The organism is Sphaerisporangium krabiense, assembly GCF_014200435.1.
In the GTDB taxonomy this organism is placed as follows: Bacteria; Actinomycetota; Actinomycetes; order Streptosporangiales; family Streptosporangiaceae; genus Sphaerisporangium; species Sphaerisporangium krabiense.
The window spans coordinates 3,150,854-3,174,761 of the sequence record NZ_JACHBR010000001.1 but is presented as its reverse complement, the minus strand read 5'-3'; the positions used below and the strand labels follow the sequence as shown (position 1 = coordinate 3,174,761).

At 71.9% G+C, this 23,908-nt stretch carries 25 protein-coding genes; 13 read left to right on the top strand and 12 right to left on the bottom strand.

Translation table 11 applies throughout. The features are described from left to right. Positions 1–90 precede the first annotated feature (90 nt). The 4 genes from BJ981_RS14200 to BJ981_RS14185 are packed head-to-tail and all read left to right on the top strand — an operon-like array spanning position 91 to position 3,791. Positions 91–1,107 carry a dihydrodipicolinate synthase family protein gene (locus tag BJ981_RS14200; RefSeq protein WP_184611576.1) on the top strand — a complete coding sequence of 339 codons (1,017 nt, stop codon included), beginning with the start codon at positions 91–93 and terminating at the stop codon, positions 1,105–1,107. Further along, positions 1,100–1,879 carry an SDR family NAD(P)-dependent oxidoreductase gene (locus tag BJ981_RS14195; RefSeq protein WP_184611573.1) on the top strand — a complete coding sequence of 260 codons (780 nt, stop codon included), beginning with the start codon at positions 1,100–1,102 and terminating at the stop codon, positions 1,877–1,879. Before BJ981_RS14200 ends, BJ981_RS14195 begins: the two co-directional genes overlap by 8 nt. Then, positions 1,876–2,616 carry a PIG-L deacetylase family protein gene (locus BJ981_RS14190; RefSeq protein WP_184611571.1) on the top strand — a complete coding sequence of 247 codons (741 nt, stop codon included), beginning with the start codon at positions 1,876–1,878 and terminating at the stop codon, positions 2,614–2,616. Before BJ981_RS14195 ends, BJ981_RS14190 begins: the two co-directional genes overlap by 4 nt. After that, positions 2,613–3,791: a mandelate racemase/muconate lactonizing enzyme family protein gene (locus tag BJ981_RS14185; protein ID WP_184611569.1), complete on the top strand. Its 1,179-nt coding sequence runs from the start codon at positions 2,613–2,615 to the stop codon at positions 3,789–3,791. The genes BJ981_RS14190 and BJ981_RS14185 overlap by 4 nt, the downstream gene beginning before the upstream one ends. A 781-nt stretch (positions 3,792–4,572) precedes the next feature. On the opposite strand, the gene BJ981_RS14180 is transcribed toward BJ981_RS14185, so the two are convergent. Beyond that, the gene (locus BJ981_RS14180; RefSeq protein WP_239139586.1) at positions 4,573–5,436 is read right to left on the bottom strand and encodes a glycosyltransferase family 2 protein; all 864 of its coding nucleotides are present in this window, start codon (positions 5,434–5,436) and stop codon (positions 4,573–4,575) included. A gap of 577 nt (positions 5,437–6,013) precedes the next feature. On the opposite strand from BJ981_RS14180, the gene BJ981_RS14175 reads away from it, so the two are divergent. Together BJ981_RS14175 and BJ981_RS14170 are read left to right on the top strand one after the other, a co-directional pair. Further along, positions 6,014–6,442, top strand: a complete 429-nt coding sequence (locus tag BJ981_RS14175; RefSeq protein WP_184611565.1) for a hypothetical protein — start codon at positions 6,014–6,016, stop codon at positions 6,440–6,442. 19 nt (positions 6,443–6,461) lie between these two features. Beyond that, a complete protein-coding gene (locus tag BJ981_RS14170) occupies positions 6,462–6,977 on the top strand; it encodes a GNAT family N-acetyltransferase (RefSeq protein ID WP_184611563.1) in 516 nt (171 codons plus the stop codon). 13 nt (positions 6,978–6,990) lie between these two features. Here the strand turns inward: BJ981_RS14170 and BJ981_RS14165 are convergent, their stop codons facing one another. The 7 genes from BJ981_RS14165 to BJ981_RS14135 all read right to left on the bottom strand — a co-directional run bounded on the left by BJ981_RS14165 (position 6,991) and on the right by BJ981_RS14135 (position 13,380). Beyond that, positions 6,991–8,811 (bottom strand): CATRA conflict system CASPASE/TPR repeat-associated protein, encoded by a 1,821-nt coding sequence (locus tag BJ981_RS14165; protein WP_184611561.1) that lies wholly within the window; start codon positions 8,809–8,811, stop codon positions 6,991–6,993. A 37-nt stretch (positions 8,812–8,848) separates the two neighbouring features. After that, positions 8,849–9,166 (bottom strand): CATRA system-associated protein, encoded by a 318-nt coding sequence (locus tag BJ981_RS14160; RefSeq protein WP_184611559.1) that lies wholly within the window; start codon positions 9,164–9,166, stop codon positions 8,849–8,851. Next, complete coding sequence (locus tag BJ981_RS14155; RefSeq protein ID WP_204070569.1) at positions 9,159–10,517, bottom strand: AfsR/SARP family transcriptional regulator; 1,359 nt, start codon at positions 10,515–10,517, stop codon at positions 9,159–9,161. The genes BJ981_RS14160 and BJ981_RS14155 overlap by 8 nt, the downstream gene beginning before the upstream one ends. Before the next feature lie 283 nt (positions 10,518–10,800). Beyond that, positions 10,801–11,898: an MPN domain-containing protein gene (locus BJ981_RS14150; RefSeq protein ID WP_184611557.1), complete on the bottom strand. Its 1,098-nt coding sequence runs from the start codon at positions 11,896–11,898 to the stop codon at positions 10,801–10,803. Next, a complete protein-coding gene (locus BJ981_RS14145; RefSeq protein ID WP_184611555.1) occupies positions 11,895–12,761 on the bottom strand; it encodes a ThiF family adenylyltransferase in 867 nt (288 codons plus the stop codon). Before BJ981_RS14145 ends, BJ981_RS14150 begins: the two co-directional genes overlap by 4 nt. 26 nt (positions 12,762–12,787) lie before the next feature. Next, on the bottom strand, positions 12,788–13,213 hold the full coding sequence (locus tag BJ981_RS14140) for a type II CBASS E2 protein (protein WP_184611553.1): 426 nt from the start codon (positions 13,211–13,213) through the stop codon (positions 12,788–12,790). Between the two features lie 5 nt (positions 13,214–13,218). Then, a complete protein-coding gene (locus BJ981_RS14135) occupies positions 13,219–13,380 on the bottom strand; it encodes a hypothetical protein (RefSeq protein WP_184611551.1) in 162 nt (53 codons plus the stop codon). A 421-nt stretch (positions 13,381–13,801) separates the two neighbouring features. On the opposite strand from BJ981_RS14135, the gene BJ981_RS14130 reads away from it, so the two are divergent. The 5 genes from BJ981_RS14130 to BJ981_RS14110 are packed head-to-tail and all read left to right on the top strand — an operon-like array spanning position 13,802 to position 18,462. Further along, a complete protein-coding gene (locus tag BJ981_RS14130) occupies positions 13,802–14,698 on the top strand; it encodes an alpha/beta hydrolase (RefSeq protein WP_184611549.1) in 897 nt (298 codons plus the stop codon). 52 nt (positions 14,699–14,750) lie between these two features. Beyond that, positions 14,751–15,566 carry an SDR family NAD(P)-dependent oxidoreductase gene (locus BJ981_RS14125; RefSeq protein WP_184611547.1) on the top strand — a complete coding sequence of 272 codons (816 nt, stop codon included), beginning with the start codon at positions 14,751–14,753 and terminating at the stop codon, positions 15,564–15,566. After that, positions 15,566–16,801 (top strand): aminotransferase class I/II-fold pyridoxal phosphate-dependent enzyme, encoded by a 1,236-nt coding sequence (locus BJ981_RS14120; protein WP_184611545.1) that lies wholly within the window; start codon positions 15,566–15,568, stop codon positions 16,799–16,801. The genes BJ981_RS14125 and BJ981_RS14120 overlap by 1 nt, the downstream gene beginning before the upstream one ends. Then, complete coding sequence (locus BJ981_RS14115) at positions 16,798–17,730, top strand: diiron oxygenase (protein ID WP_184611543.1); 933 nt, start codon at positions 16,798–16,800, stop codon at positions 17,728–17,730. Before BJ981_RS14120 ends, BJ981_RS14115 begins: the two co-directional genes overlap by 4 nt. Before the next feature lie 12 nt (positions 17,731–17,742). After that, positions 17,743–18,462, top strand: coding sequence for a tryptophan 2,3-dioxygenase family protein (locus BJ981_RS14110; RefSeq protein ID WP_184611540.1), 720 nt, complete (start codon positions 17,743–17,745; stop codon positions 18,460–18,462). Positions 18,463–18,526: 64 nt separating this feature from the next. Here BJ981_RS14110 and BJ981_RS14105 read toward each other — a convergent pair whose 3' ends face one another. Next, complete coding sequence (locus tag BJ981_RS14105) at positions 18,527–19,591, bottom strand: cobalamin-independent methionine synthase II family protein (protein ID WP_184611538.1); 1,065 nt, start codon at positions 19,589–19,591, stop codon at positions 18,527–18,529. Positions 19,592–19,907: 316 nt separating this feature from the next. Here BJ981_RS14105 and BJ981_RS14100 point away from each other — a divergent pair, with 316 nt between their 5' ends. Further along, positions 19,908–20,801 (top strand): helix-turn-helix domain-containing protein, encoded by an 894-nt coding sequence (locus tag BJ981_RS14100; RefSeq protein WP_307837847.1) that lies wholly within the window; start codon positions 19,908–19,910, stop codon positions 20,799–20,801. Next, complete coding sequence (locus BJ981_RS14095; protein ID WP_184611535.1) at positions 20,792–20,980, top strand: DUF397 domain-containing protein; 189 nt, start codon at positions 20,792–20,794, stop codon at positions 20,978–20,980. Before BJ981_RS14100 ends, BJ981_RS14095 begins: the two co-directional genes overlap by 10 nt. A 232-nt stretch (positions 20,981–21,212) precedes the next feature. Here BJ981_RS14095 and BJ981_RS39175 read toward each other — a convergent pair whose 3' ends face one another. The 3 genes from BJ981_RS39175 to BJ981_RS14080 all read right to left on the bottom strand — a co-directional run bounded on the left by BJ981_RS39175 (position 21,213) and on the right by BJ981_RS14080 (position 23,624). Continuing rightward, positions 21,213–21,968, bottom strand: coding sequence for a group II truncated hemoglobin (locus tag BJ981_RS39175; RefSeq protein WP_184611533.1), 756 nt, complete (start codon positions 21,966–21,968; stop codon positions 21,213–21,215). A gap of 160 nt (positions 21,969–22,128) precedes the next feature. After that, complete coding sequence (locus BJ981_RS14085; RefSeq protein ID WP_221314703.1) at positions 22,129–22,812, bottom strand: class I SAM-dependent methyltransferase; 684 nt, start codon at positions 22,810–22,812, stop codon at positions 22,129–22,131. A 164-nt stretch (positions 22,813–22,976) separates the two neighbouring features. Next, positions 22,977–23,624 (bottom strand): PadR family transcriptional regulator, encoded by a 648-nt coding sequence (locus BJ981_RS14080; protein ID WP_184611531.1) that lies wholly within the window; start codon positions 23,622–23,624, stop codon positions 22,977–22,979. Between the last annotated feature and the right edge of the window lie 284 nt (positions 23,625–23,908).

Here is a 23,908-nt window from a genome sequence, read left to right as displayed (position 1 = left end):
GCGGCAGGGACGCGCCGTCCCTGCTCGGCCCCGCCCGTCCGGCGGGCTGAACAACCCGGCCATCACGGCCCGTTCCAGACAGGGGAAGACGTGCAGCCCGAGTTCACCCCACCCACGCCGCGTCCCGTCGCGCCGGTCGCCGGCGTGCTCGCCGTGTTCCAGACCCCTTTCACCGAGGACGGGAGCGTCGACCCCGCGCAGCTCGAGGCCCAGTTCGACTGGCTCTTCGCCAACGGCGCGGACGGCGTCGTGTTCGCCATGGTCAGCGAGGTCCTGCGGCTGTCCTCCGAGGAGCGGGACGAGATGGTGACGCTGACCTGCAAGCTGGCGCGCGGGCGCGGCGCCTCGGTGGTGAGCGTCGGGGCGGAGTCGACGACGGTGGCGGTCCGGCACGCCGCGCACGCCGCCGAGATGGGCGCCGACGCGGTGATGGCCACCCCGCCGGGGCTGGTCCGGGCCACCGACGACGAGCTGATGCGGTACTTCATGGCCATCGCGGGGACGGTGAGCGTGCCGCTGATCGTCCAGGACGCCAGCGGGTACGTCGGCACGCCGCTGTCCATCGACCTGCAACGGCGCCTGCATCAGGAGCTCGGCGACCGGGTGATGTACAAGCCGGAGGCGCCGCCGGTGGCGCCGCGCATGACCGAGCTGATGGCGGCCACCGGAGGCCGGGCCAAGGTGTTCGAGGGCACGGGCGGCCTGTACCTGATCGACGGCTTCCGCAGGGGGGCCGTGGGCACGATGCCCGCGGGCGACCTCGTGTGGGCGCTGGCCGCGTTGTGGCGGGCGCTGCGTGCGGGCGATGACGCGCGGGCGTACCGCATCGCCGGGCCGCTCGCGCTCATCGTGTCCCTGCAGCACAGCCTGGACAGCTACGTCGCGGTCGAGAAGCACCTGCTGGTCAAGCAGGGGGTGCTGCGCTCGGCGGCGATGCGCGGCCCGGTCTCCCACGTGCTCGACGACGAGACCGCGGCCGAGGTCGAACGCCGCATGGCACTGCTGCGCGAAGCCGTGTTCGGCGACCATCCCAGCGACCGGCCCAGCGACCGGCCCAGCGACCGGCACGGTGACGGCGACCAGTACACCGGCCGGCACGGTGACTAGCACGACGGACGCCCGCGTCGCCGTCGTCACCGGCGCGGGCGGGGACATCGGCGGGGCCTGCGCGGCGCGGCTCGCGGCCTTCGCCGACGTGGTGGTCTGCGTCGACCTGGACGCGGCGCGGGCGCGCGACACCGTCCGCGACCTGACCGGGCGGGGCGGGCGCGCGGTGGCGCTGTCCGCCGACGCCACCGACCCCGGGTTCGGCGCGACCGTGGCCGAGGCCGTCCGACCGCTCGGCCGCGCGACCGCGGTCGTCCACGCGGTGGCCCACGAGGAGCACGCGCCCGCCGAGACCCTCGGCAGGGCGAGCGTCGAGCGCAGCCTCGCCGCCGGACCGCTCGCCGCGTACGGGCTGTTCACCGAGCTGCTGCTGACCGGCCGCCTCGGACCGGGCTCGGCGCTGACCGTGATCGGGTCGCTGCACGCCGACCGTCCCTTCGCCGGGTGCCTCGGGTACAACGCCGCGCACGGCGCGCTCGCCCAGGTGGTCCGCACCCTGGCGCACGAGTGGACGGGCCGCGGCATCCGCGTCAACGCCGTCGTCCCCGGGTGGATACGCACCCGGGGCGAGGAGGTCCTGTACGACCCGGCCCACCTGGACCGCGTCGCGGGATCGCTGCCCATGGGACGGTTCGGCACCCCCGCCGACGTGGCCGGAGCCGTGGCGTACCTGTCCTCGCCGGAGGCGGCCTACGTCTCCGGCGCGTTCCTCGAGGTGGACGGCGGCCTGGCCGCGTCCCTGGCGCGACTTCCCGGAGGGGAGCTCTCATGAACGTCGTGTGCGTCTTCGCCCACCAGGACGACGAGATGCGCTGCGCCGGCACCCTGCTCCGGCTGCGCGAGGCCGGGCACGCGCTCGCCCTGGTCTGCGTGACCCTCGGGGACAAGGGGCTGGCCTTCGACACCGCGGTGGGGTACGACGCCGCGACGGAGATACGGGACCGCGAGATCCGGTCGGTGGCGGCGAGCCTCGGCGCGTCGTACCGCTGCCTGGGCCGCGAGGACGGCTTCCTCGCCGACGACGCGGCGCTGCGCCACGACCTGATCACCACGTTGCGCGAGCTGCGCGCCGACCTGGTCTTCACGCACTGGACGAGCGACTACAACGACGACCACGTGGTGACGGCGAAGGCGGTGACCGACGCGGCCCTGTTCACGACCATCGCCTCGATCCGCCCGGACGTGGCCGCGCTGGAGCGGGTGCCGGGCATCTTCTACACCCATCCCGGCGAAGGGTACGGGTTCGAGGCCACCCACTTCGTGCAGCTCTCGTCCGACCACCACGCGGAGAAGACCCGGCTGATCCGGCTGCACCGCAGCCAGATGGACGTCATGCGGCGGATGCGCGGGCACGACTACGCCGACGAGATGGCCGCGGAGGACCGGCGGCAGGGCGGCCGGCTGATGGTGGAGTACGCCGAGGCGTTCCGGCCGTGCCTGGCCGAGCGGCGCGTCCCCTGGCCCACGTGCCTGCCCGGCCCGCTCCCCGGCGAGGAGGACGGCCTGTGAGGATCACCGAGGTCGCGCCGGTCCTGCTGCGCGGCGACGAGCGGTACGGCGCCCGCGACGACCGCGAGGAGGCGACCGACCAGGGCGATTGGCTGCTGCTCGTGCGGGTCGCCACCGACGAGGGGATCGAGGGCTGGGCCGACGTGGAGACGCTCGGGCCGGTCGCCGCGCGCGTGCTGAGCGGGCGCGGCATGGGCGCGCTGGGGTTCCGCACGATCGGGGAACAGCTCGTCGGGCGGGACCCGCTCGACATCCGCGGCATCTGGGACGAGCTGTACATCGCCACGGCCTACTACGGCCGCCGCGGGGTGGCCATGCACTGCATCTCGGCCGTGGACAACTGCCTGTGGTCGATCCGTGCCCAGGCCGAGGGCGTCCCGCTGTCCGGCCTGCTGGGCGTGCGCCGCCGCGACCGGCTCCCCGCCTACGCCTCGACGCTGTTCCGCGCCACGCCCGCCGCCAACGCCGCCGCCGCGTCCCGGTACGCCGAGCTGGGGTTTCGCGGGGTGAAGTTCGGCTGGGGCGGCTTCGGTGTCGACCACGGGCGCGACCGCGAGAACCTGGCCGCGATCCGCGCCGCCCTCGGGCCCGGCCGGACGCTGATGGTCGACCCCGGCTGGTACGTCGAGGACGCCGGCCGTCCCCGCACGCGGACGGCGGCGCAGACCCGGGCGATGCTCGCGACGCTGGCCGAGACCGGCCCGTACTGGGTGGAGGACTTCGCCCACCCGGAGTGCCCGGAGGCGTACGCCGAGGCCAAGCGGGAGTTCCCCTGGCTGCGCGCCGCCGCGGGCGAACAGCAGGCCACGCTGGGGGACTTCCGCCGCCTCATCCAGGACGGCCGGGTGGACGTCCTGCAGCCGGACCTGTCCCGCTGCGGCGGCCTGACGGTCGCGACGGCCCTCGCCCCCGAGGCCGCCGCCGCGGGCCGCGAGATCGTCACCCACTCCTGGCTCACCGACCTCCTGCACGCCTACAGCCTCCACTACCTGTCCACACTCCCCGAGGCGCACTGGGTCGAGTTCAACGTCGCCCAGAGCACCCTGAGCCGCGGCGTGGTCACCGACCATCTCCGCCTCTCCCCCGACGGCACGGTCCCCGTCCCGGACACCCCCGGTCTGGGCATGACCCTCGACACCGACTTCATCACCGCGCGCCGGTCCCCCCTCCCGTGACGCGGGCCGACACGCACCCCTCCCACGGCGGAACGAATTCCTCGTGACGCCTTTCCCGGACACGTCATTTCGCCGGGGGTCTGCGAATGGAAGGGCGGCGTCCTGTTTGCCGCCGAGGAAAGGGAAATGCCGATGGCTCGCCCGCGCGAGAATGGCCAGCGCGCGCAATATCTCCGGCCGCTGGTCCGGTTCCGTTCCGCGAAGGGCGACGATCGCCACGATCATGAGCGTCGTGGCGGGCACCGCGACGGCCAGCAACCACACGGCGAGGAGCGAGAAAACCATGACCCATACCTCTTGTCCCTGCTCCGATCGAGCAGGCACGCAGGGCTCAGCTCGACCAGTAGACACACCGGTAAGCTGAGTTCCCTGCCCTGGCCGGGTTCTCAGACGGGACCGAGATCCCATTCAGTTGTTCTCGGAGGGACGATCGTCCCGGATACATGGCAGCAGGTCTCTCCCGCCCGCGTCGGTGAGACGCGGACCGGCGGCGCCGGGGATGCGTCCTTCGGGAACTACCAGGGTGTCCCGAAAGCATGACCGTGATGGCGACACCGCCGCGAAGGGATACTCCCCTCCTGTACTACTTGGCATCAGTCTGCAATGAGCGGCTTCTCTCGTCAACTTCTACCGCCGGCCGCCTATATCCGGCAAAGCACGGAAACGCCTCCACCTGGGAGAACCCCTCCGTCCTGCGCCTATGGAAACGGGTATGGACCAGGAAAGCGCCGAACAAGAAGAACACCCAGCCAAATACCGCCGACCCCGGCCCGGTGACCGTCTAGAGCCCCTCCAGTGTCCGCAGCGCCCCCTCGACGGGCGCGGGCAGGCGGCGGCGGCAGGCCAGCGCCCGGCTCAGGCGGGGCGGCACGGCCAGGAGGCCACGGCGGGTGGCGGGGTCGCCGAGGGCCGCCGCCAGCGTTCTGCGGGCCACGATCCGCCACGGGCGGCGCAGGACGGCGGTCAGGACCGCGTTGCGCGTGGCCAGGGCACGGCGGGCCGCGGGGTCGCGCGGGGGCGTGGGGTGGTGGTGGGCCACGACGTCGTCGACGTAGGCGAGCCACCACCCGGCCGCCGCCATGTCGGCCGCGAGGCGTTCCTCCTCGCCGAAGAAGAAGACGACGTCGTCGAACCCGCCGCACGCCAGGAACGCCTCCCTGCGCACCACGGCCCCGCAGGCCAGGAAGCCGAGCACCCCGGGCCCGGGCATGCCGGGCTCCGCGGGCAGCGGGGAGGCCGCCATCAGCGCGCAGACCGGGTCCGGCCGCTCGCGCGGACCGACCAGCACGCGGGCCGCGAGCAGCCCCAGCCGGGGGTGCGCGTCGAAGACCTCGGCGGCCCGGGCGAGCGCGCCCGGGGCCCACCAGGAGTCGTCGTCGGCGAAGGCCACGTACGGCGTGCGCGCCAGGTGGACGCCGAGGTTGCGCGCGGTCGCCCCCCGGTTCTCGTCCAGCTCGACCACCTCGACGTGCGGGAACCGGCGCCGTACCAGCTCAGCGGTGCCGTCGGAGGAGCCGTTGTCGACCAGGACGACCCGGCCGGCGTGGCAGGGCAGCGACCGCGTCAGCGCCAGGGCACGGTCACGGCTGACCACGACGGTCGTGACCCGCCCGATCGCCCCGTCCCCCGCCGCCCCCACGTCCACACGCGACTCCCTTCGCCTCGCCTGTGGCATACCCAGCGGTGACGCGGGATGCCTCGAAGTCGTCGCCCGAGCGGGCCGTCAGCCCCGCCGGCGCGGGGTGGGCGGGGCTGATCAGCCGTGCTCGCATGCTGGACAGGTACGCGGCGTGCGTACCCACCCGTAAGTAGACGTGGTGCTGCCCCCGTGGGTTGGCGGCCCGCGACGACGTCGCCGAACCGATACCGCGCCCCGCGCGTCCGCGACGCGCCGTTCACCTCGGATGACATGGCGGGTGTGGGCCATAGGAGCGTCATAATCGAGGTCGCCCGTTGCCTCGCGCGCGATCCTGACCGGGTTTTCGGGGCGATGGGAAACCAGGCTTCCCATCGCCCCGAGAACCACGGCCGACCTTCCCCCGGGTCAATGCCATACTTCGACGCCGGGAGATCGAACACCATCCGGGAAAACCCGTACATCGGCCGGCGGCACCCGGAGTTCGTGGCCGGTTCGCACTCTTGCCCGTGATCCCGCCTTGGCGTGACCTGCCGGAGAATTGGCACGCGGACGCGGACACGCGCCGCCGAGGGCGAGGACGGACATGAACAAGATCGTGGATTTCTTCGTGACCACGCGACCGAACGCGGCCGGCGTCCTTGGCTCCGGCCCGCGCCGGTCCTTTCCCACGGCCTCGTCCTGCGGCTTCGACGCCGAGGAGGCGCTGCTGGACTGGGAGTCCCACCTCACCGGACGCTCGTTCGACGACCTCGCCGACGACGACCTCCCCGAAATCGTCGCAGACGGTGAGAACGACGCCGTGATCCTCGCCCTGTCCGACGCGCTCGTGAGCGCGCTGGGGGCCGCGTCGAACCCGCGGATGGACGAACTCGCACAATGGTGGGCGGAGGAGAAGGCACGCGACGGCCTGGCCCTCGATCCGTTCACCGCACTGGACATCCTGCGCCGAGTGACCGACCTCATCCGCCAGAAGAGGAGCCCTGGTGAAAGCGTCTACTGCTGGACGTGCTGACGGCCCCGCCGTCAGGAACATGACGGCCGACGACGTCCTCGCCGTTTCCACGGTCCGGGTCAGCGGGTGGAGGGCCGCGTACGCCGGGCTGGTCCCGGCCGGCTACCTGGACCGGATGAGCGTCGAGGCGGACGCCGAGCGGCGGAGGGACTCCTTCGGCGGCGACGCCCGCGTGCAGAACCTGGTGGCCGAGCTCGGCGGCGAGGTCGTCGGATGGGGCGTCATGGGGCCGTGCCGGGACGAGGGATGCGAGGACGATCACGGCGAGATCTACGCCCTGTACGTGGCGCCGCCCGTGATCGGCGCCGGAGTCGGGCGCGCGCTGATGCGGGAACTCGTCGCGCGGGCCGACGCGGCGAGCTACCCGTGGCTCTCCCTCTGGGTCCTCAGGGACAACCATCGCGCCCGCCGCTTCTACGAACGCGCCGGCTTCCACTGGGACGGCGGTCAACTCTCCTGGCATGTGGACGGCGAGGTCGTCCCAGAAGTGCGGTACCGCCGCTCCCTCGAGGGCTCCCGCCGCTTCGACCCCTGACACGGGGCGGCGGTCAGGGGGTGCGGTCGTGGGCGGTGAGGGCGGTGAAGTCGCCGGCGGTCAGCCAGTCGGTGCCGGTGGTGTCGACGGGGCAGCCCGCCAGGCGGAGGCGGTTGGCTATCTTGACCCGGAAGTCGGGCGTGCCGGTGACGCGGACGTAGTTGCGCCCGCCGAGGTCGGTGACGGGGCGCTGGTCGCCGATCAGCATGATCAGCGTGCGGTCGGGGTGGACGGCGAGGGCCATGCCGAGTTCCAGCAGGACGTTGGGGCGGGCCTGGAGGGCGCGGCGCGCCTCGGCGGACGACTCCTGGGGCTCGTACAGGTCGGGGTGCAGGTGGACGACGTCCTCCGGGGTCATCACGACGACGACGGCCTGGGCGAGGAGCATGGACTGGGCGACGACCTCGCCGAGGAAGGGTGACGGCTTCCCGGTCATCTTGACCAGGTCCTCCCATTGGAGGGGGCGCAGGTCCAGGGCGCGCAGGAACGTGAAGACGGCCTGGCGGACCGGCTCGTCCCTGCCGTGGACGACGAAGACGTTCTTGGCGTCGGCGACCCCGGGGAGCGACGGGACGACCGGCCGGGCGGCGATCGAGGACGGCTGGGCGGCCTCGGGCTTGGTCACGACCGACGGGTCCGAGGGCGGGAGGATCACGGCCGGCACGTCGTCCGCTGACGTGCCGGTGGCGGACACCGGCGGCGGCGCGGACGAGCGGCCCGGGGACGGGGGGATGACGGCGGCGGCGGGGGGTGTGAGGACGGGGACGTCGTGCGCGGTCAGGTGGGTGGCGCGGTCGGTGGCCATGGCCAGGTAGGCCAGTTCGTCGTCGAGGCGTTCCAGGAGGGAGCGGGCGAGGCCGGCGTCGTCGGCGAACGGGCCGTCCGGGGCCACGAGCGCGGACAGGTCGAAGGCCCGCCCGAGGTTGTCGGCGGCGATGTCGACGGTGTGGCGCAGGGCGCGCAGGTCGGCGTGCAGCATGAGGGCGTCCAGCCTGCGCAGCCGGAGCAGCTCGGCCTGGACGGCGGCGCCCGCGCCGAGCCGGCGCAGTTCGGTGGCGAGCCGTTCGATCGTGTCCCGCAGTTGCCGTGCCTGGCCGTCGCGCAGCCAGACGCGCAGCTCGTACCGGATCTTGGCCGCGTGCAGGAGGTAGCGGGCCAGCGGGGGGATCGCGGTGTCGCCGCGCGACCAGACCCAGGCGCTGGCGGCGGGGTCGGCGCCGGGCGCGATCGCGAGGAGGAAGCGCCGCGCGGGGCGCTCGTCGGGGGCCGGGACGGTCTCCCACAGCGCCAGGCCGTCGGAGGCGGGGACCCCGCGCCGTCCCGGCCGGCCGCGGGCGGCTTTCGGCAGCAGGTCGTTGAGGTGGTCGTAGAGCGCGGGGCCGGCGGCGCGGACGCCGGTCTCGTCGCCGACCCGGGCGAGGTACAGGCGGGCCTCGCCGACGAGGTGCGGCGTGTGCTGGGCGAGGACGGCGTCCCACTGCAGGTCGAGCATGCGCCACCAGGGCCAGTCGCCGTCGTCGGGAGCGGTCGCCTCGGGGGGCGCGAGCGCGATCGACAGGTTGAACAGGTCGTGGTGGCGGCGCAGCACGGCCTGGCAGTCGGCGCCGGGGCGTTCCTGCGCGGCCAGCGCGACCTCGCCGCCGGTGGGGAAGGAGTCCGGGCTTTCCGGGAGCAGGTGGGGCAGTCCGATGCCGGGGATGGGCTCGCTCATGTGCAGGGAGAGCCGGCAGTACCGCCAGATCTCCCGCAGCGCCCGGTAGGCGGCCCCGGCGTCGGGCCCGTCGGTGGGGGCGTAGAGGTGGGCCACCAACTGCTGGTCGAGGATCGTGGTCATCGCGCGCCCGGCCCGATCGTGACGGGGATGGGTGGGGTCACTCGCCGGCCTGGCCGGCGGGGGCGTCGGGCGGGGTGGCGAGGAGGTGGACCAGGTGGTTGACGCGGTCGCGGACGGGAGCCGGCGGCGGGTCGGCGGACTCCTCGCCGATGCGCTGGATGCGGACCGGCCCGGCGACCTCCATGCGGACGACCGCGGCGTCCAGGGCGTCGAGGTCGCCGGACTCGGCGGCGGCGATCGCGGCGTCCAGGATGCCGGTGAGGTGGTCCCAGCGGGCGGGGGACATCTGCCACTGGAGGACGTCCTCCAGCAGATCGCGGGCGTCGTCCAGGAGGTGTGCGGAGGGGTCAGGCATGGGCCGGGCGTCCGTCCTCGTCGAGGGAGTTCAGATGGTCGGCGACGTCCGACAGCCGGATGCGCGCCAGGTCGCAGGGCCGGATGACGATGCGCAGCTCGGGGGTGACCGTCCTGTCGCGGCAGCTCGCCACGAACGTGTCGATGATCATTATCATGAGCTGCTCCCAGTCGAGCTCGGTGATCCGGGCGAGCTTGGAGCCCACCAGCGGGATCGCGACCGGTTTGAGCAGCCCGTGCACCATGACGGACGCCCACAGCCGTTCCAGGCCGAGCCGCAGGTCGTCCGCGGTGGACCGGGTGACGTAGTCGTTGCCCTGGCGGCAGTAGGCGACGGCGAAGACCCTGCGGCCGGGGAGCGGGATGGGGACCACGGTGCCGATCGGGTAGCGGGTCCGCTTGCCGCGGGGCTTGTCGTGGACGGTCTCCCTGCCGACCGGGGTGACCTGGCGCAGCCCGCGCCTGAGCTCCTTGTCGAGCAGTTCGCGGTCGCCGCGGAAGAGGCGTTCCAGGAGTTGTCCCTGCACGCTGTCCTTGCTGATGACGAAGTCGTGGTCGGTGGTGGTGTCGAAGGTGTCGCCGAAGCCGGCGACGAGGTTGGCGTCGTCCTGGGCGAACAGGTCGCCGTGCTTGACGACGACGGTGACGCGCAGGCGGGGGAACTCACGGCGGAAGACCTCGTCGCCGTGGCGGGCGCGCAGGGTCTCGCGCAGGCCGCGCAGGGTCTCGGCGGCGCCCGCGTCGTCCAGGTCCTCGGCGGCGAGCCGTTCCGCCAGGGGCAGGGCGAGATCGGGGTGGCTGAGCTCGATGTAGGCGCGGACGAGCGCCTGGCGGGCGGCCCGGTGCGTCACCGTCAGGCGGTGGACGAGGGGGGCGGCGAACCCGGCCTCGCTCAGCTCAGGCAGCGGGGCGCCGCGCCAGAGGGCGAGCGCCCGGGAGAGCAGGACGACGGCCGTGGCGGGCGCCGCGTGCGCCGCGCGGTTGACGAGGTCCTCGAACTCCCGGCAGTCGAGCTGGTCGCCGTCCAGGACGAGCCGGTAGGCGGACTCGGGTTCGCGTCCGTTGAGCAGTTGCTCGGTGCGCAGGACGGCGGAGGGGCCGGCCTGCTGGCCTGGCTCGATCGCCCTGCGGAGTTCGAGGACGCGTTTCTGCACCTCGGTGCGGTGGAGCCTGCCGAACCTGCCGACCGGGGCGCCCCACAGGTCGTGGTAGAGCTGCCGGGCCGAGACCCGCTCGCCCTGCGCGGCGACCAATCGCAGCAGCAGCTTGACCGTGAGCGGTGTCAGACGGATCTCGCGGTCGTCACGGTGGAAGGTGGCGGGTCCCAGAACGCCTACGTGGATGCGCGCCACCCAGGCCTCCCAGATCAGTCATCTGCCCGCTTTCTTCCTAAAGCGGTGGAAGCGAGCCTATCAATGCACGGTTCGGCGAACCTCCTGGTCTTTCAATTAATACCCTAAGGCCACCTGATGCACTTGGACAATCAACGGCGTATAGCCATCTAATGGGCATAGCACCGCAACAGTAGAAATATCCCGACTATCTTCCAGGCGGACGGCTCGGCATTCCCGCCGAGCCCCCTGGCGATCAACCGCACGCCGGCGCGTCCCCGGAGCGAACGCGCCGGCGCCCGTGTTACGCCTCGGCAGCCGGGTCCTCCCGGACGTCCGGAGCCGCAGCCTCCTCCTCTCCCCCGTCCTCCTGACCGTCGCCCGCGGCCACCAGCCCGGCCAGGGTGCGCAGGGCGTGGTGGAAGCCCTCGCGGCGGCGCAGGGAGTCCGGCAGCGTGAACCGCACCGCGTGCGCGCCGTCGGGGGTGCGCGCCTCGACGACCGGGCTGACCTGGGGGAAGCCCTCCGGGCAGATGTACTCGCAGTCGGCCACCACCCCCGCCGCCTCGGCCGTCCCCCGCCACACGAGCGATCCGCCGCGCATGAAGGGACGCATGTCCGGGAACTCTCCGAGCCACGCCTTGTCGGCGGCCAGGATCGCCTTGCCCTCGGCGGACGCCGTCCAGGACGCCGTGCCACCCGGCGGCCGGTTACCCGACGGCGCCGGCGCCCGGGCCGGCCCCGGACGGTCTCCGGCGGCGTGCAACCGCCGGGCGGCGGCCTCGACTCTTTCCGCCACCGGATTCGGCCCTCTGACGACCTGCACGAAATCCGGATCTATCTCCAGGAAATCGGCGTGGCCCCGCAGGAAGACGAAGTGCCGGCCCGCCATGAGGCCGCGCTCGTCGACCGCGAGGGAGGAGATCAGGAAATCGTGCCCGTGGCCGGGATTGCTCACGGTCACCGTCGCCGTCTCCTCGTCCCCGCGGCTGAGTTTGTCGAGCCCGTTCGGATGGTGGCTGTGCCAGATGCCGAGGAAATCGAGGTCGGGGAAATCCCGGGCCACGTCCTGGAACAGCCGGAACTGGTAGTCGGTGTCGGAATAGTGGTGGACGGCCGACCGGTCCTTGCCCGGCCCCGCGTCCAGGTAGGCGACGACGGAGACCTGCAGTTCCTCCAGCTCCGCCCGCCAGTCCTCGGACGTCGCGGAGAACCGGCCCCGCACGAAGCCGACGAACTTCCCGCCGACCTCGATGCGCGGGTTCGCCCTGATCTCGGCGCGCGCCCACGCGACCACGTCCTCGTGCAGTTCGAGCCGCATCCTGACCAGGGGCCGCCCCCCGGCGAGGTAGCGGGACGCGAACCGTCCCCGTGCGGTGGCGCGGAGGTTCTGGTGGTTCACGCGCCGCCTCCTCCGCAGCCGAGCACGCAGTCGCGCTGCGGCTGAACGAGCATGCGGTTGGTCTGGTAGTGGAAGGAGAAGACCCCTTTCTCCGGGCGGATGCCCAGGGTCAGCCAGTTGAAGTTGAGCCGGGGCACGTACCGGGACCGGCCGCCGGCCACCACGCTCCACGCCATGTGGGCCTGGAAGGAGGCGACCATCGTGATGTCGATGGCCAGGCCCGAGGTGGTGAAGCCGGTCTCGCCGAGGCCGTAACGATGCCTGCGCTCCTCCTCGGTCAGGTCGAGGGCGTCCTCCAGGTTGGCGTGGTTGCGGTCGGCGACGAGCTGCATGCAGGAGAAGCACCCGGTCTGGCCGGGGACGAACAGGTACACCTGGCCGCCGAGCCCGGTGCGGATCACCGAGCCGGTGAGGCAGGGCCGGCCCGTCTCCACGCACCACGCGTTCAGCCAGCCGCGGCTGACCGGGTCGTCCACCGCGCAGACCACGAGCGACGAGGCCCGCGCGTCGGCCTCGAAGCGAGGGCTCTTGCGCACGTCGTCGGCGTGCGCGTCCACCTCGGCCTCAGGGTTGCGGTCGAGGATCCACGCCTTCATCGCCTCGACCTTGGGCCTGCCGAGCCAGTCGCGCGTCGCCGGATGCTTGACGAGGTTGACCGGCTCGAGCACGTCGGGGTCGTACAGGTGCCAGCGGCGTATCCCGGACATCACGAGCGGGAGCAGCAGGGACGCTCCCCCGCTGCCGAGCCCGACGAGGGTGATCTCGACGTCGCGGGCGTCGAAGCCGTCCAGCAGGTGGTCGATCCGCGCGGTGTCGAGGGTGTCGGACGGCGCCGTGGGGGCGCCGGCCAGGGCGTCGGTCATGAGGTCTCCTTCCGTACGGACCGCCGTCAGTGGTCCTGCTCGTTGCCCGGCCAGTAGCCGCGGCGTTTGAAGACCTCGAACTTGTTCAGCCAGATGGCGGACTTGGCGATGGCGAAGGCGATCGAGTAGAACGGCCGCCACTGGTCCGGCCGCATGATGCAGAGGTTCCCGGCCGGGTAGATGTGCGGGCAGGTGGAGTCCCAGCCGATCGGGAAGACGTACGGGAACTCGTAGGGGTAGTTCTCGGTGATCTGGAGCCGCAGGGGGTACCTGGCGCCGGAGTTGGTCCGCAGGCGGCCGGTCACGCCGAGCTCACCGGTCCCCGCCGACTGCGAGAAGCCGAACTGCGGGAAGTACGTCTTGAGCTTCTGCTGCTCCAGGTACAGCCGCTTGGAGGCGTCGCCCTCCATGATGAGCATGCCGCGCGGCACCACGTAGTCGTAGTCGGACACGGCGGTCACCTCGCGGTCCGGCCGTGGTAGTCGCCCTTGGCGTCGTGGATGGAGACGCCGCGCGTGCCGTCGGAGGCGGCGTGGATGGTGCCGTCGGAGCTGATGACGACGGGAACGTCGTCGGACTGCAGGTTCAGGATGGTCTCGGCGTCGTTCGGAGCCGGCATGGTTCCCCCCTTGAGGTACGCGTCCGCTTCCGCCCGTTGCGGGCGATCCGAATCATCCGGCTCCGCGCACTTCCCCCGTGCTTCCGCGGCGCTTCCGAAACGACGCGAAACCGGGAACGGCCTTCACCGTGCGCCGGTCGCGGAGGGACGTCCCACCGCCCGCCTCTTCACTATCTGTAGTTAACGATATGCCGACGGCCTGTCCGGAAAATATTCGTACCGGACAAGTGAGGGTGGGACCTTGGACGAGCCCGGAAATCATCGGAAAACGCCCGTTCGCCGTGACCGGACCATGGCCGTCATATCGACAGGATGCGGCCCCACATATGAGTCGAACAGATTCCGGCGAGCGGAGACGCCGCCCCGCGGGAACGCGGGCTCTCTCTGTCTTCGCAGGTGAGCACGGTCATTGGAGTGCCACGTGAACACAGGAACGGACCCGTTACCAGACCCCGGCGCCGACCGGGAAACCCGGGACCGCGCTTATCTGCCGGGCGCCACCATTTCCCCCGACCCGTTCCTGCGCGAATACGCGCGCCTTTCCGCGGAGGCCAGGCGCGTTCTGCCGTGGCGCGAGATCGCCTACGGTCCTGGCGACCACGAACGCGCGCATTTCTTCCCCGCCGCCCCGGGCGCGCCGCTGCTCGTTTTCGTGCACGGCGGTTACTGGCAGGAACTCGGCCCGGCGGAGTCGGCGTTCGCGGCGCGCGACGTGGTGGCGCGCGGCGCCGCGTTCGCCGCCCTCGGATACGGTCTGGCGCCGCGCCACCGGCTGGACGAGATCGTCGCCCAGGTCCGGCGCGGCGTCGGCCGGCTGTGCCGTGACGCGGAGGCGCTCGGCGTCGACGGGCGGCGGGTCGTGCTCGCCGGGCATTCGGCCGGCGCCCAGCTCGTGGCCATGTGCCTGAGTTCGCGGCCGGAGGCGGCGCGGATCCGCGCCGCCGTCCTCATCAGCGGCCTCTACGAGCTGGAGCCCCTGCTGCACACGTCGGTCGGGCCGGCGATCCGGCTGGATCCGGAGGAGGCGGCGCGCAACAGCCCGGTGCGGGCGCTGCGCGCGGGCATGCCGCCGCTGCTGGCCGTCAGGGGCGGCGACGAGCCGACCGGGTTCGCCGACCAGCAGGACCTGCTGGTCGCGGCGGCCCGCGCGGCCGGGGTCGAGATCGCCGAGATGGTCGTGCCCGGCCGCAACCATTTCGACCTGCCGCTCGGCCTCGGCGACCCGTCCGACCCCCTCGGGCGGGAGGTGCTCGCCCGGCTCGCCGCCCCGCCCGGCACGGCGCGCAGGACGACAGGCAGGGCGGGCACGGCGGCGTGACCCCGTGTGGCGTGAACCGGCGAAGGGCCGGTCGGTGAACAGGAGGCGGGCGATGCCCGGATCGCGGACGGTGCTGGTGACCGGCGGCTCGGCCGGGATCGGCCGCGCGTGCGTGCGGCGGTTCGCCGCCGGCGGCGACCGCGTGTGGTTCACCTACAGGTCGGGCAGGGCACGGGCCGAGTCGCTGGTGGCCGAGCTGTCCGCCTCCGGCGCCCAGACCGGGGCGTTCGAGTTCGACCAGGGCGACTGGGACAGCCACCGGCAACTGCTCGCGGCGCTGCCGGGCCCGGTCGACGTCCTGGTGAACAACGCGGCCGTCGGCTCCAAGACCGTGGAGGACTACGTCCCCGGCCCCGAGCACGAACGGGTGGCGGCGTTCCTGCGCGTCAACAGCGTCGGCCCCCTGTGGCTGATCCAGCGGCTGCTGCCGGGCATGCTCGACCGCGGCTACGGCAAGGTGGTCAACGTCTCCAGCGTCGGCGGCGGCGTCTCGGTCTTCCCCGGCTTCCACATCGCCGACGGCATGAGCAAGGCCGCGCTGGCGTACCTGACCCGCCAACTGGCCGCCGAGCTGGCGCACCGGCCGGTCGAGGTGTTCGCGATCAGCCCCGGCGCGGTGGAGACGACCATGCTGGAGGCCAGCACGCTGTCGGGGCTGACGGCCGGGCAGCGCGCCGCCCTGGAGGCCCGCCTGCCCCGGGGACGGCTGCTGCAGCCGGAGGAGATCGCCGAGGTGGTGTGGTGGCTGACCGGCGAGCACGCCGTCCCCCTGCACGGCGCGGTGATCGACGCCTCCATGGGGCTCGGGGTGCACCCCGGCCTGCTGACCGGCCTCACCACCGGCGCGCAGCCGGAAGGGGTGCGCTGATGGTGTCGCGGACGGCCCGCCGCCTGGTCGCCGACGTCCCGGCGATCGCGGCGGCCCACTTCGAGGCCGAGTCCGATCCCTACCACCCCGGCGACAACCCCAAGGGGTACGTCAACCTCGGCACCGCCGAGAACCGCCTGGTGTGGGACCTGCTCGCCCCCCGGCTGGCGGAGGCGGGCCCGCCGCGCGAGCCGGACTGCCAGTACGCCCCGCTGCACGGCGCTCCCGAGTTGCGGGCCGCGACCGCCGCGCTGCTCTCGCGGCGCTGGAACACCGCGATCGACCCCGCCGACCTGGTGGTGGTCAGCGGCGCCACCGCCGCGCTGGACATCCTGGCCACGGTGCTGTGCGACCCGGGCGAGGCCGTCGTGACGCCCGCGCCGTACTACGCGGCCTTCGAGACCGACCTGACCGGCCGCTCCGGCGCGCGACTGCTGCCCGCCCCGATGGACGAGGCCACCGGGTACGCCCTCAGCCCCGCCGTCCTGGACCGGGTGCTGGGTTCCGCGCGCCGTGACGGCGTGACCGTGCGCGCGCTGGCGCTCACGTCGCCGTCCAACCCGGTCGGCCACGTCTACTCGCCGGGCGTGCTGCGGGACGTGCTGCGGGTGGCCGAAGAGCACGACGTGGACGTCATCGCCGACGAGATCTACGCGCACTCGGTGTTCGGGTCCGCCGCGTTCACGAGCATGCTGGACCCGGCCGTCGCCGGGCGGCACGCCTCCCGGGTACACGGCGTGTGGGGGTTCGCCAAGGACTTCGGCCTGCCGGGGCTCAAGGCGGGCGTCCTGTACACGCGCGACCCGGACGTGCGGGCCACCGCCCGCGCGCTCGCGTACTTCGCCCCGGTCTCCACCCAGACGCAGGCCACGCTCACCCGGCTGATCGGCGACACCGCGTGGGTGCGGGACTTCCTGGCCGAGTCCCGGCGGCGCCTCGGCCGCTCCTACGCCGCGACCGCGAGCCTGCTGGCCCGGCACGGCATCCCGCACGTCGAGGCGTCCGGCGGGTTCTCCGTCTGGATCGACCTGCGCGGACGCCTGAGCGCCCGCACCACCGAGGGCGAGCACGCGCTGTGGCAGGAGATCTTCAAGGCCGCGCGGGTGAACATCCTGCCGGGCACCGTGTTCGGCTGCCCCCGGCCCGGCTGGTTCCGCCTCTGTCACGCCACCGACGCCGGCACGGTCGCGGCCGGCGTCACCCGCCTCGCGGGAGTCCTGGGGGAGACGAGATGAGCGGTCCCTTCGACCAGTGGTACGAGGCGGCGGGCGTCCGTGGGGGCGTGCGCCGCATGTTCACCGAGGAGAGCGAGGACGGCAAGGTCTTCTACCCGGAGAGCCTGGTGCCCTATCTGGCCCACGAGGCGCTGGCGGGGCTGTCCCCGCGGACGCGGCGGGAGCTGACGATCCGGCACCTCTACCAGTTCCTGCTCTCCACCACGCACCTGGAGACCCGGATCGTCAACACCACGGCCGAGCTGATCGCCAACGACCGGGCCGGACTGCACCTGCCGATGCGCCTGCGCCTGGACGCCTTCCGGGTGTACTGCGACGAGGGCTACCACGCTCTCTACAGCCTCGACCTGGCCGACCAGATCGCCGCCGGCACCGGCGTCGCCATCCCGCCGTGGGACTACGGCGGGTTCGTCGACCGGCTGGAGCGGACCGGCCGGGACCTGCTGCCGGACACGCCCAAGCTGGTGCCGCTGCTCCAGGCCGTGGTGTTCGAGACGCTCATCACCGCCGTGCTCAACGAGATCCCGAACGACCGGACGGTGGTCACCGTGGTCCGCGACCTGACCCGCGACCACGCCAAGGACGAGGGCCGCCACCACCGCTTCTTCGCCGCCTTCTTCGCCGAGCTGTGGGCCGGGCTGGACCCGGCCCTGCGCGGCCCCGTGGCGCGGGCGCTGCCCCCGCTGATCCACGCCTGCCTGACCTGGGACGTCGAGCCGGTGCGCTCCTCGCTCCTGCTGGCGGGCCTCGACGCCGACGCCGCGGGACAGGTCGTCGCCGACTGCTACGGCGGCGACGCCGGGGCGGCGCGGATCGCCGACACCTGCCAGGCCACCGTGCGGGCCTTCCAGTCCGCGGGGGTGCTGGAGGCGCCCGGCGCGCTGGAGGCGTTCGCCACCCACCAGCTCCTGCCGACACGGCGCCCCTGAAGGGTCCGCACCATGCCACCGACGCCACCGACGCCACTGTCCTACGGCGAGTACCTGCGCCTGCCCGACCTGCTCGGCCAGCTCCGGCCGCTGTCCGTCCCCGTCGAACACGACGAGGTGCTGTTCATCACCGCGCACCAGGCGTGCGAACTGTGGTTCCGTCAGCTCATCGCCGAACTCACCGACGCCCGTGACCGCATGCTGGCCGGCGACGGACACCTGCCCCGCCTGCGGCTGCGGCGCTGCCATGTCATCGCGCGCCTGCTGGCGAGCCAGTTCGACGTGCTGGACACCATGGCGCCGCCGGACTTCCTGCGCTTCCGGGGGGTGCTCGGCCGCGCGAGCGGCTCGCAGTCGGCGCAGTTCCACGAGATCGAGCTGCTCTCCGGCGCCCGCCCGCGGCCGGGCCGGGAGCCCACGCTGTGGGACGGCTTCCTGGCCGTCCTCGCCAAGGCGGGCTTCGCGGTCGCCTCCGAGCGGGAGCGGCGGGCCGCCCTCCTGGAGCTGGCCGGCGACCGCGAGGACCACGCCGGGCTGTGGGAGCTCGCCGAGGCGCTCGTCGAACACGACCAGGCGTGGGCGGCGTTCCGGTTCCGGCACATGCTCACCGTCGAACGGCAGATCGGCCGCAGGCCCGGCACGGGCGGCACGTCCGGCGCGGCCCACCTGGCCGACCGGCTCCGCGACCGCTTCTACCCCGAACTGTGGGAGCTGCGCGCGTCCCTGTCCTGACGAGTTCCGGCGGCCTCCCCCGGCCTTGTCGAAGCCCGGGGAAGGCCGCGTGGGGTCAGAGACCTCAGAGGCCGAGGGACTCGGAGGCCAGGCGGGTGCCCTCGACGCGGGCGGCGATCTTGGCGAAGGCGGTGTCGCGGGAGGTCGAGGTGTCGTCGGCGAACGGCGAGAAGCCGCAGTCGTCGCAGGTGCCGAGTCGCTCGGGCGGGATGTGGCGGGCGGCGGCGAGGACACGGTCGCGCACCTGCTCCGCGGTCTCCACGACCGGGTCGATCGGGTCGATCACCCCCACGAAGACCCTCACGTCCGGAGGCAGGGTGTCGGCGATGATGCCGAGCACCCGCTCGGGGTCGGGCTCGCCGGCGAGCTGGATGTAGAAGTTGCCCGCCTTGAGCCCGAAGAGCTTGGGCAGCAGCCCGGCGTAGTCGACGTCGGCGCTGTGCGTGGAGTCCTGGTCGCCGCCGGGGCAGGTGTGCACCCCGATGCGGGCGCGCTCGTCGTCGCCGAAGCGTTCGAGCACCCGGTTGTTGAGCGCCACGAAATCGTCCAGCACACCACCGCTCGGGTCGAGCTTGAGCGACAGGCGCCCCTCGGTGAAGTCGAGCTGGACGACGTGCGCGCCCGCGTCGAGGCACGCGCGGATCTCGGCCTCGGCCTCGGCGGCCAGGTCGTCGAGGAACTTCTCCCGCGGGTAGCCGTCGACGCCCGCGGCGGGGTAGAGCAGGCTCAGCGCCGACGGGGCGATGACGGCCTGCTTGACGGGCAGCGCGGTGTGCCGGCGGGCGGCACGCAGGTAGGTGACGGCGTGGGCCTGGTAGCCGAACGGCCCCGAGGTCAGGCAGGGCAGCCGGCGGGTGTGCCCGTCGGCGAACGGGATCACGGCGCCGTCGGGACTCAGGCCCGGCAGGCCGTCGAGGGGATAGGTGACGAAGCTGGGCTTGGACTGCTCTCCGTCCACGAGCACCGGCGAGCCCGCCAGCTCCAGCCGATGGATGGTGTCGGCGACCGCCTCGTCCTGCCGCGCGGCGAGCTCCGCGTCATCGATCTCACCCGAGGCATGAGCGGAGAGCGCCGCGAGCAAGGCGGGGGGCCGGGGGATGCTGCCGATCGGTTCGGTAGGGATTCCCATGGCCGCGAGCATAGATGGCGCTACGTGGCCGATCAATCACGAATCCAACATATGCCCGGCCAACCCCCGAAAGGCCCTCGCCTCCGGCTCGGACCGTTCTTCCCAGGGGGCTCCCGCCCCCTTCGACCCCCAGCGTGCAGGCCGTAGCACCGACGTGTACATGGTTTTGTCGCCAATCTCATGCCAGATAAGGGGAAATCTGCACATCAGCGACGCGTCGACCACCAAGCGGTGACCCGTGGTGAACGTCCGGCCGATGAAGAATAAATCCAGATGGATCTCAAGCCGTTGAAAGCGGAAAGGCAACCTGGGCGGATTGAACCTGGGATACCGTCAGCATCGCAACCTCCGTCGAATTCCACCCCCGAGGAACGGAGAAGCATTGGGAACGGACCAACCCCAGGATGCGACATCGCCGAGGGCTCGTTTCGGTGCGGAAATGCGCCGTCTGCGTGAATCGGCCAGGTTGTCGCAATCTGCGCTCGGAGTGCGTCTGAGATGCACACAAACCCAGGTGAGTCGTCTCGAAAAGGGTCTCCGAACCCCGCAACCCGATCAGGCCGAGATCCTGGACCAGGTGTTCGGCCTGTCGGATAAGGAGTATTTCGTCGGCCTGTACCGGCGAATCTTGTCCAACCCCGGCGGCCCGATCTGGTGGATGGACTGGCTGGAAGAGATCGAGCCGCGCGCGACGGTGCTGCGAAGCTGGGATCCGCTGCTGGTTCCAGGGCTCTTGCAGACGGAAGGTTACGCTCGCTACCTGCTCAGCAGGGAGCCTCGCGTGGGGCCAGAGGAGGTCGAGGAGCGTACCCAGGCTCGCCTGCGGAGGCGCGAATTTCTCGAAAGGGCCGACCCTCCGTTGTTGTCGATTCTCCTCGACCAGGGCGTCCTGCGCCGCCGCATCGGCACGGCCGGGGTGATGCGCGAGCAACTGGCCTTTCTGATCGAGATCGCTGAACGTCCCAACGTCTTGGTGCAGGTCGTGGACCCGGACTGCGTTCCAGGACTACTTGGCGCATTCATGATCGCCGAACTTCCGGACGGAGAGGCGGACGTTATATACGCTGATTCGCCAGCGGAAGGAGTGGTTTCGGCCGATCCTAATGTGGTTTCTACCCTATGGATCCGTTATGAATCCATACGGGCGTGGGCCTATCCTGAGCATGTATCACTAAATATGATCAAGGATGTGATGGATCAATGGACCTGAGCGGCGCGCAGTGGCGGAAGTCCTCGCGTTCTGGTTCGAATGGCGCGCAGTGCGTTGAGGTGGCGCTTAACCTGGCGGGTGTGGTCGCGGTCCGTGACAGCAAGAACCCCGGCGGACCTGCTCTCGTCTTCGACCCGCATGAGTGGCGGTCCTTCGTTGCCAGCGTGAAGACTTTTTGATCTCTTCGCCGGTCCTGCGGCTTGTCGTTCTTCGGCGCTGTCTCCTCTGTCTGAACCGACTTCGCAGAGACAGTCCTCGCCTTCGACTCGGGTCTCCCGCTACGGCTTGCACGCTGGGGGTCGAAGGGGGCGGGAGCCCCCTGGGGAAGACAGCCCGAGCCGGAGGCGACCCGTTTCCGTGCGGGCACGACCGTTCCTGCCTCAACCGGGGTCCTGCTTCGTTCGGGAGGGATCAGCCCTGGTACGGAGGGGCGACGCCCCAGCCCCAGTGGGGTACGGGTGCCTCGCGCATGGGGTTCGCGCCGGGCTGGGAGTTGGTGAGGGCGATGCGGGTTCCCCATTCGATGTAGCCGGCGAAGGCCGCGCGGAACTCCGGGTCGTCGGGGAGGCCGACCTCGTCGGCCGCGTCCATGAGGAGGGCGACCCATCTGCGGCGCATCGGCTCGGTGATGCGCCTGTTGAGGTGCATCGAGAGCATGTGGGGATAGCCTCCCCGCTCGGTGGTGTACCGGTCCGGGCCGCCGAAGACCTCCGACAGCCACATGGCGACGTAGCGGGGGTGGCCGGGGTCCATGCCCCGGAACAGGGGACCGATGAGGTCGTCCTCGGCGACGGTCTCGTAGAACCTGGCGGTGAGGCGTTCGAGGGCCTCGGCGCCGCCCGCCCATTCGTACATCGAGGGGACGGAGGCTCCCGTGCCCCGCACCGGGGTGCGCTCGTAGTGGCGCATCTCCTCGATCTGCTCCACGTAGGGGCGGATCTCGGCGAAGAAGTCCTTGAACAGGGCGCTGCGCCGGAAACCTTCGAGATGGTCCTTCGCCGACGTCCAGGTGATGCGCAGGATGTAGGAGCCCGGCTCCTCGACGCAACGGGACAGCTCGTAGTCGACGCACTGCGGGGCGCGGGCCAGATGTGCCGCCGCCCTTCGGTAGCTCGCCTCGAACCCGTCGCCGTCGGGGACACGGTAACGGATGTACTCCACGATCACGGGCGTTCACCTCGGTAGGGATGTAGGGCTTCGGACGCGAAGCCTAGCCTGCAATCCTGTAATCGTGTAAGCATGCGATCGTCACCGGAACCGCGACGACCCCGGTCACCGGGGCGGGCGGCCGTCCGGACCGTGGCGCGGGCCGGACGGCCGCCGTCCGTCAGGCGTTCTTGGTCAGCCGGACCTGCAGGGTGATGCCGTGGGTCTCGATCTCGCAGGTGCGGAAGGCGGTGTCGGCGGCGAGGCGGCGGAAGCGGGCCGGCGAGTAGGCGCGGCGGCGCAGGCCGAGCAGCGGGATCTTGGTCATGAGGGAGCTCAGCGGGCCGAGTCCCATGCCACGCACCTCTTCGTCGACCTGGGCGGCGGTGACGTCCCTGTTCATGTCGTCGACGAAGGCCGTCCCGCCGGGACGCAGCACCCGGTGCATCTCGTTCAGGGCGCCCACCGGGTCGCCGAAGTTCTTGAACGCGGCCTGGCAGGCGACCAGGTCGAAGGACGCGTCGGCGAAGGGCAGCGCGGCCGCGTCGCCGTGGCGCATGTCGAGGCCCACCCCGGCCTCGCGAGCGTGCCGCCGGGCGATCTCCACGAACGAGCGGCTGGCGTCCAGGCCGCTGACGGTGTGCCCGAGGCGCGCCAGCTCGACGGCCAGGAATCCGGGGCCGGGCGCGACCTCCAGGATGTCGGCCTTGGGACGCAGGCCGGCGGCGAGGTGGGCGGCGGACGCGCGGACGGCCGCGAGCTGGTCGGCCGAGGAGCGCTGGCGGGTGTACCACCGCGCCACGATGCCCTCCATGTGGGCGGCCTGGCTGGTGTTCTTGTAGGCGTCGTTCGTTCTGCTCTTCATGGTTCCTCCGGATTCGGATGGGTGTTCTCCGAACCGGCGCGCGAAACCCTCCCGGCTATCCTTGCGGTTGCCACCTCGTGGCCGGGGTTCCGTTCGCGGGCGTCGGTTCGAGGCCGGGGCCTCCGGCGGCGGTGTTGCAGCACCTTCGCCGGGGGCCCGCTTCGTCAGGGGGTCTTGCCCGCCCGTTCCGCGATCTCGATCAGGTCGGGGGGCGGCTCTCCCGCGGCGTGCCAGACGCGCCAGCGGTCGATGTCGGGGAACGAGCCGGTCGTGAGCTCGTCGAGGAACGCGCGGATCCAGGACACTTCGGCCTCGCGCACGGCGAGGTCGTACTCCTGCTCGATGAGGAAGACGCGGGGCACCTCGCGGGTGTGGCGGGACAGAGCCTCGCGCTCGGCGGCGATCTGGGGCTCCAGCACGTCGAGCCGTTGCCGGAGCAGGCGCGCCACCTCGTCGGGCCCGAGCACCGCGCAGACGGACAGGCCCGCCACGAACCTCGGGTGTTCGCGCTCGGGCTCGGCGAGCAGCTCGCGGACCCAGTCCACGTACTCCGCACGGCCGGCGTCGGTGATGCGGTAGGTCGTCCGCTCGGGCCGGCCGCCCTCCTTACGGGTCTCGACCGCCGCGATCAGCCCGTGCCTCTCCATGTTGCGCACGACGGTGTAGAGCGAGCCCCATTTGATGTCCATGTCCTGCTCCTTGCCACGGTCGCGCAGCACGGAGGCCATCTCGTAGGGGTGCATCGGCCGCTGGACGACCGCGGAGAGCACGGCGAGCGCCAGCAGGTTGCCGACCTTGCGTTTCTTCGCCATGAGCCCTCCGTGGTCAGTTTACTCGCCTACGAATATACGTCAGCGAGTACACCGTGACAACGTCCGAAATGCCGGATTCATTGCCTCCAGGCCCGCTCGTACGGTTAGCTGGTACGCCCACCACCGGACGAGTCACGGGGGGACGTGAGATCGCCGCCGTGTGGGGAAGTGCATATGCGGAACTACAGGTGATCGGCGATATGAGCTGGGCGATGGGGGCGAATTCCGGCACAACGCGTCCGCGGCGTCATGAGACGCGGGGGGAGTTCGCCGGCGGCCGAGCC

What these genes read in the sequence shown, in the direction of transcription:
- BJ981_RS14190 (WP_184611571.1), top strand. Translation starts at nt 1,876, where the DNA reads ATGAACGTCGTGTGCGTCTTCGCCCACCAGGACGACGAGATGCGCTGC.
- BJ981_RS14175 (WP_184611565.1), top strand. Translation starts at nt 6,014, where the DNA reads ATGAACAAGATCGTGGATTTCTTCGTGACCACGCGACCGAACGCGGCC.
- BJ981_RS14170 (WP_184611563.1), top strand. Translation starts at nt 6,462, where the DNA reads ATGACGGCCGACGACGTCCTCGCCGTTTCCACGGTCCGGGTCAGCGGG.
- BJ981_RS14165 (WP_184611561.1), bottom strand. Translation starts at nt 8,811, where the DNA reads ATGACCACGATCCTCGACCAGCAGTTGGTGGCCCACCTCTACGCCCCC.
- BJ981_RS14160 (WP_184611559.1), bottom strand. Translation starts at nt 9,166, where the DNA reads ATGCCTGACCCCTCCGCACACCTCCTGGACGACGCCCGCGATCTGCTG.
- BJ981_RS14145 (WP_184611555.1), bottom strand. Translation starts at nt 12,761, where the DNA reads ATGACCGACGCCCTGGCCGGCGCCCCCACGGCGCCGTCCGACACCCTC.
- BJ981_RS14135 (WP_184611551.1), bottom strand. Translation starts at nt 13,380, where the DNA reads ATGCCGGCTCCGAACGACGCCGAGACCATCCTGAACCTGCAGTCCGAC.
- BJ981_RS14125 (WP_184611547.1), top strand. Translation starts at nt 14,751, where the DNA reads ATGCCCGGATCGCGGACGGTGCTGGTGACCGGCGGCTCGGCCGGGATC.
- BJ981_RS14120 (WP_184611545.1), top strand. Translation starts at nt 15,566, where the DNA reads ATGGTGTCGCGGACGGCCCGCCGCCTGGTCGCCGACGTCCCGGCGATC.
- BJ981_RS14115 (WP_184611543.1), top strand. Translation starts at nt 16,798, where the DNA reads ATGAGCGGTCCCTTCGACCAGTGGTACGAGGCGGCGGGCGTCCGTGGG.
- BJ981_RS14110 (WP_184611540.1), top strand. Translation starts at nt 17,743, where the DNA reads ATGCCACCGACGCCACCGACGCCACTGTCCTACGGCGAGTACCTGCGC.
- BJ981_RS14105 (WP_184611538.1), bottom strand. Translation starts at nt 19,591, where the DNA reads ATGGGAATCCCTACCGAACCGATCGGCAGCATCCCCCGGCCCCCCGCC.
- BJ981_RS14095 (WP_184611535.1), top strand. Translation starts at nt 20,792, where the DNA reads ATGGACCTGAGCGGCGCGCAGTGGCGGAAGTCCTCGCGTTCTGGTTCG.
- BJ981_RS14085 (WP_221314703.1), bottom strand. Translation starts at nt 22,812, where the DNA reads ATGAAGAGCAGAACGAACGACGCCTACAAGAACACCAGCCAGGCCGCC.
- BJ981_RS14080 (WP_184611531.1), bottom strand. Translation starts at nt 23,624, where the DNA reads ATGGCGAAGAAACGCAAGGTCGGCAACCTGCTGGCGCTCGCCGTGCTC.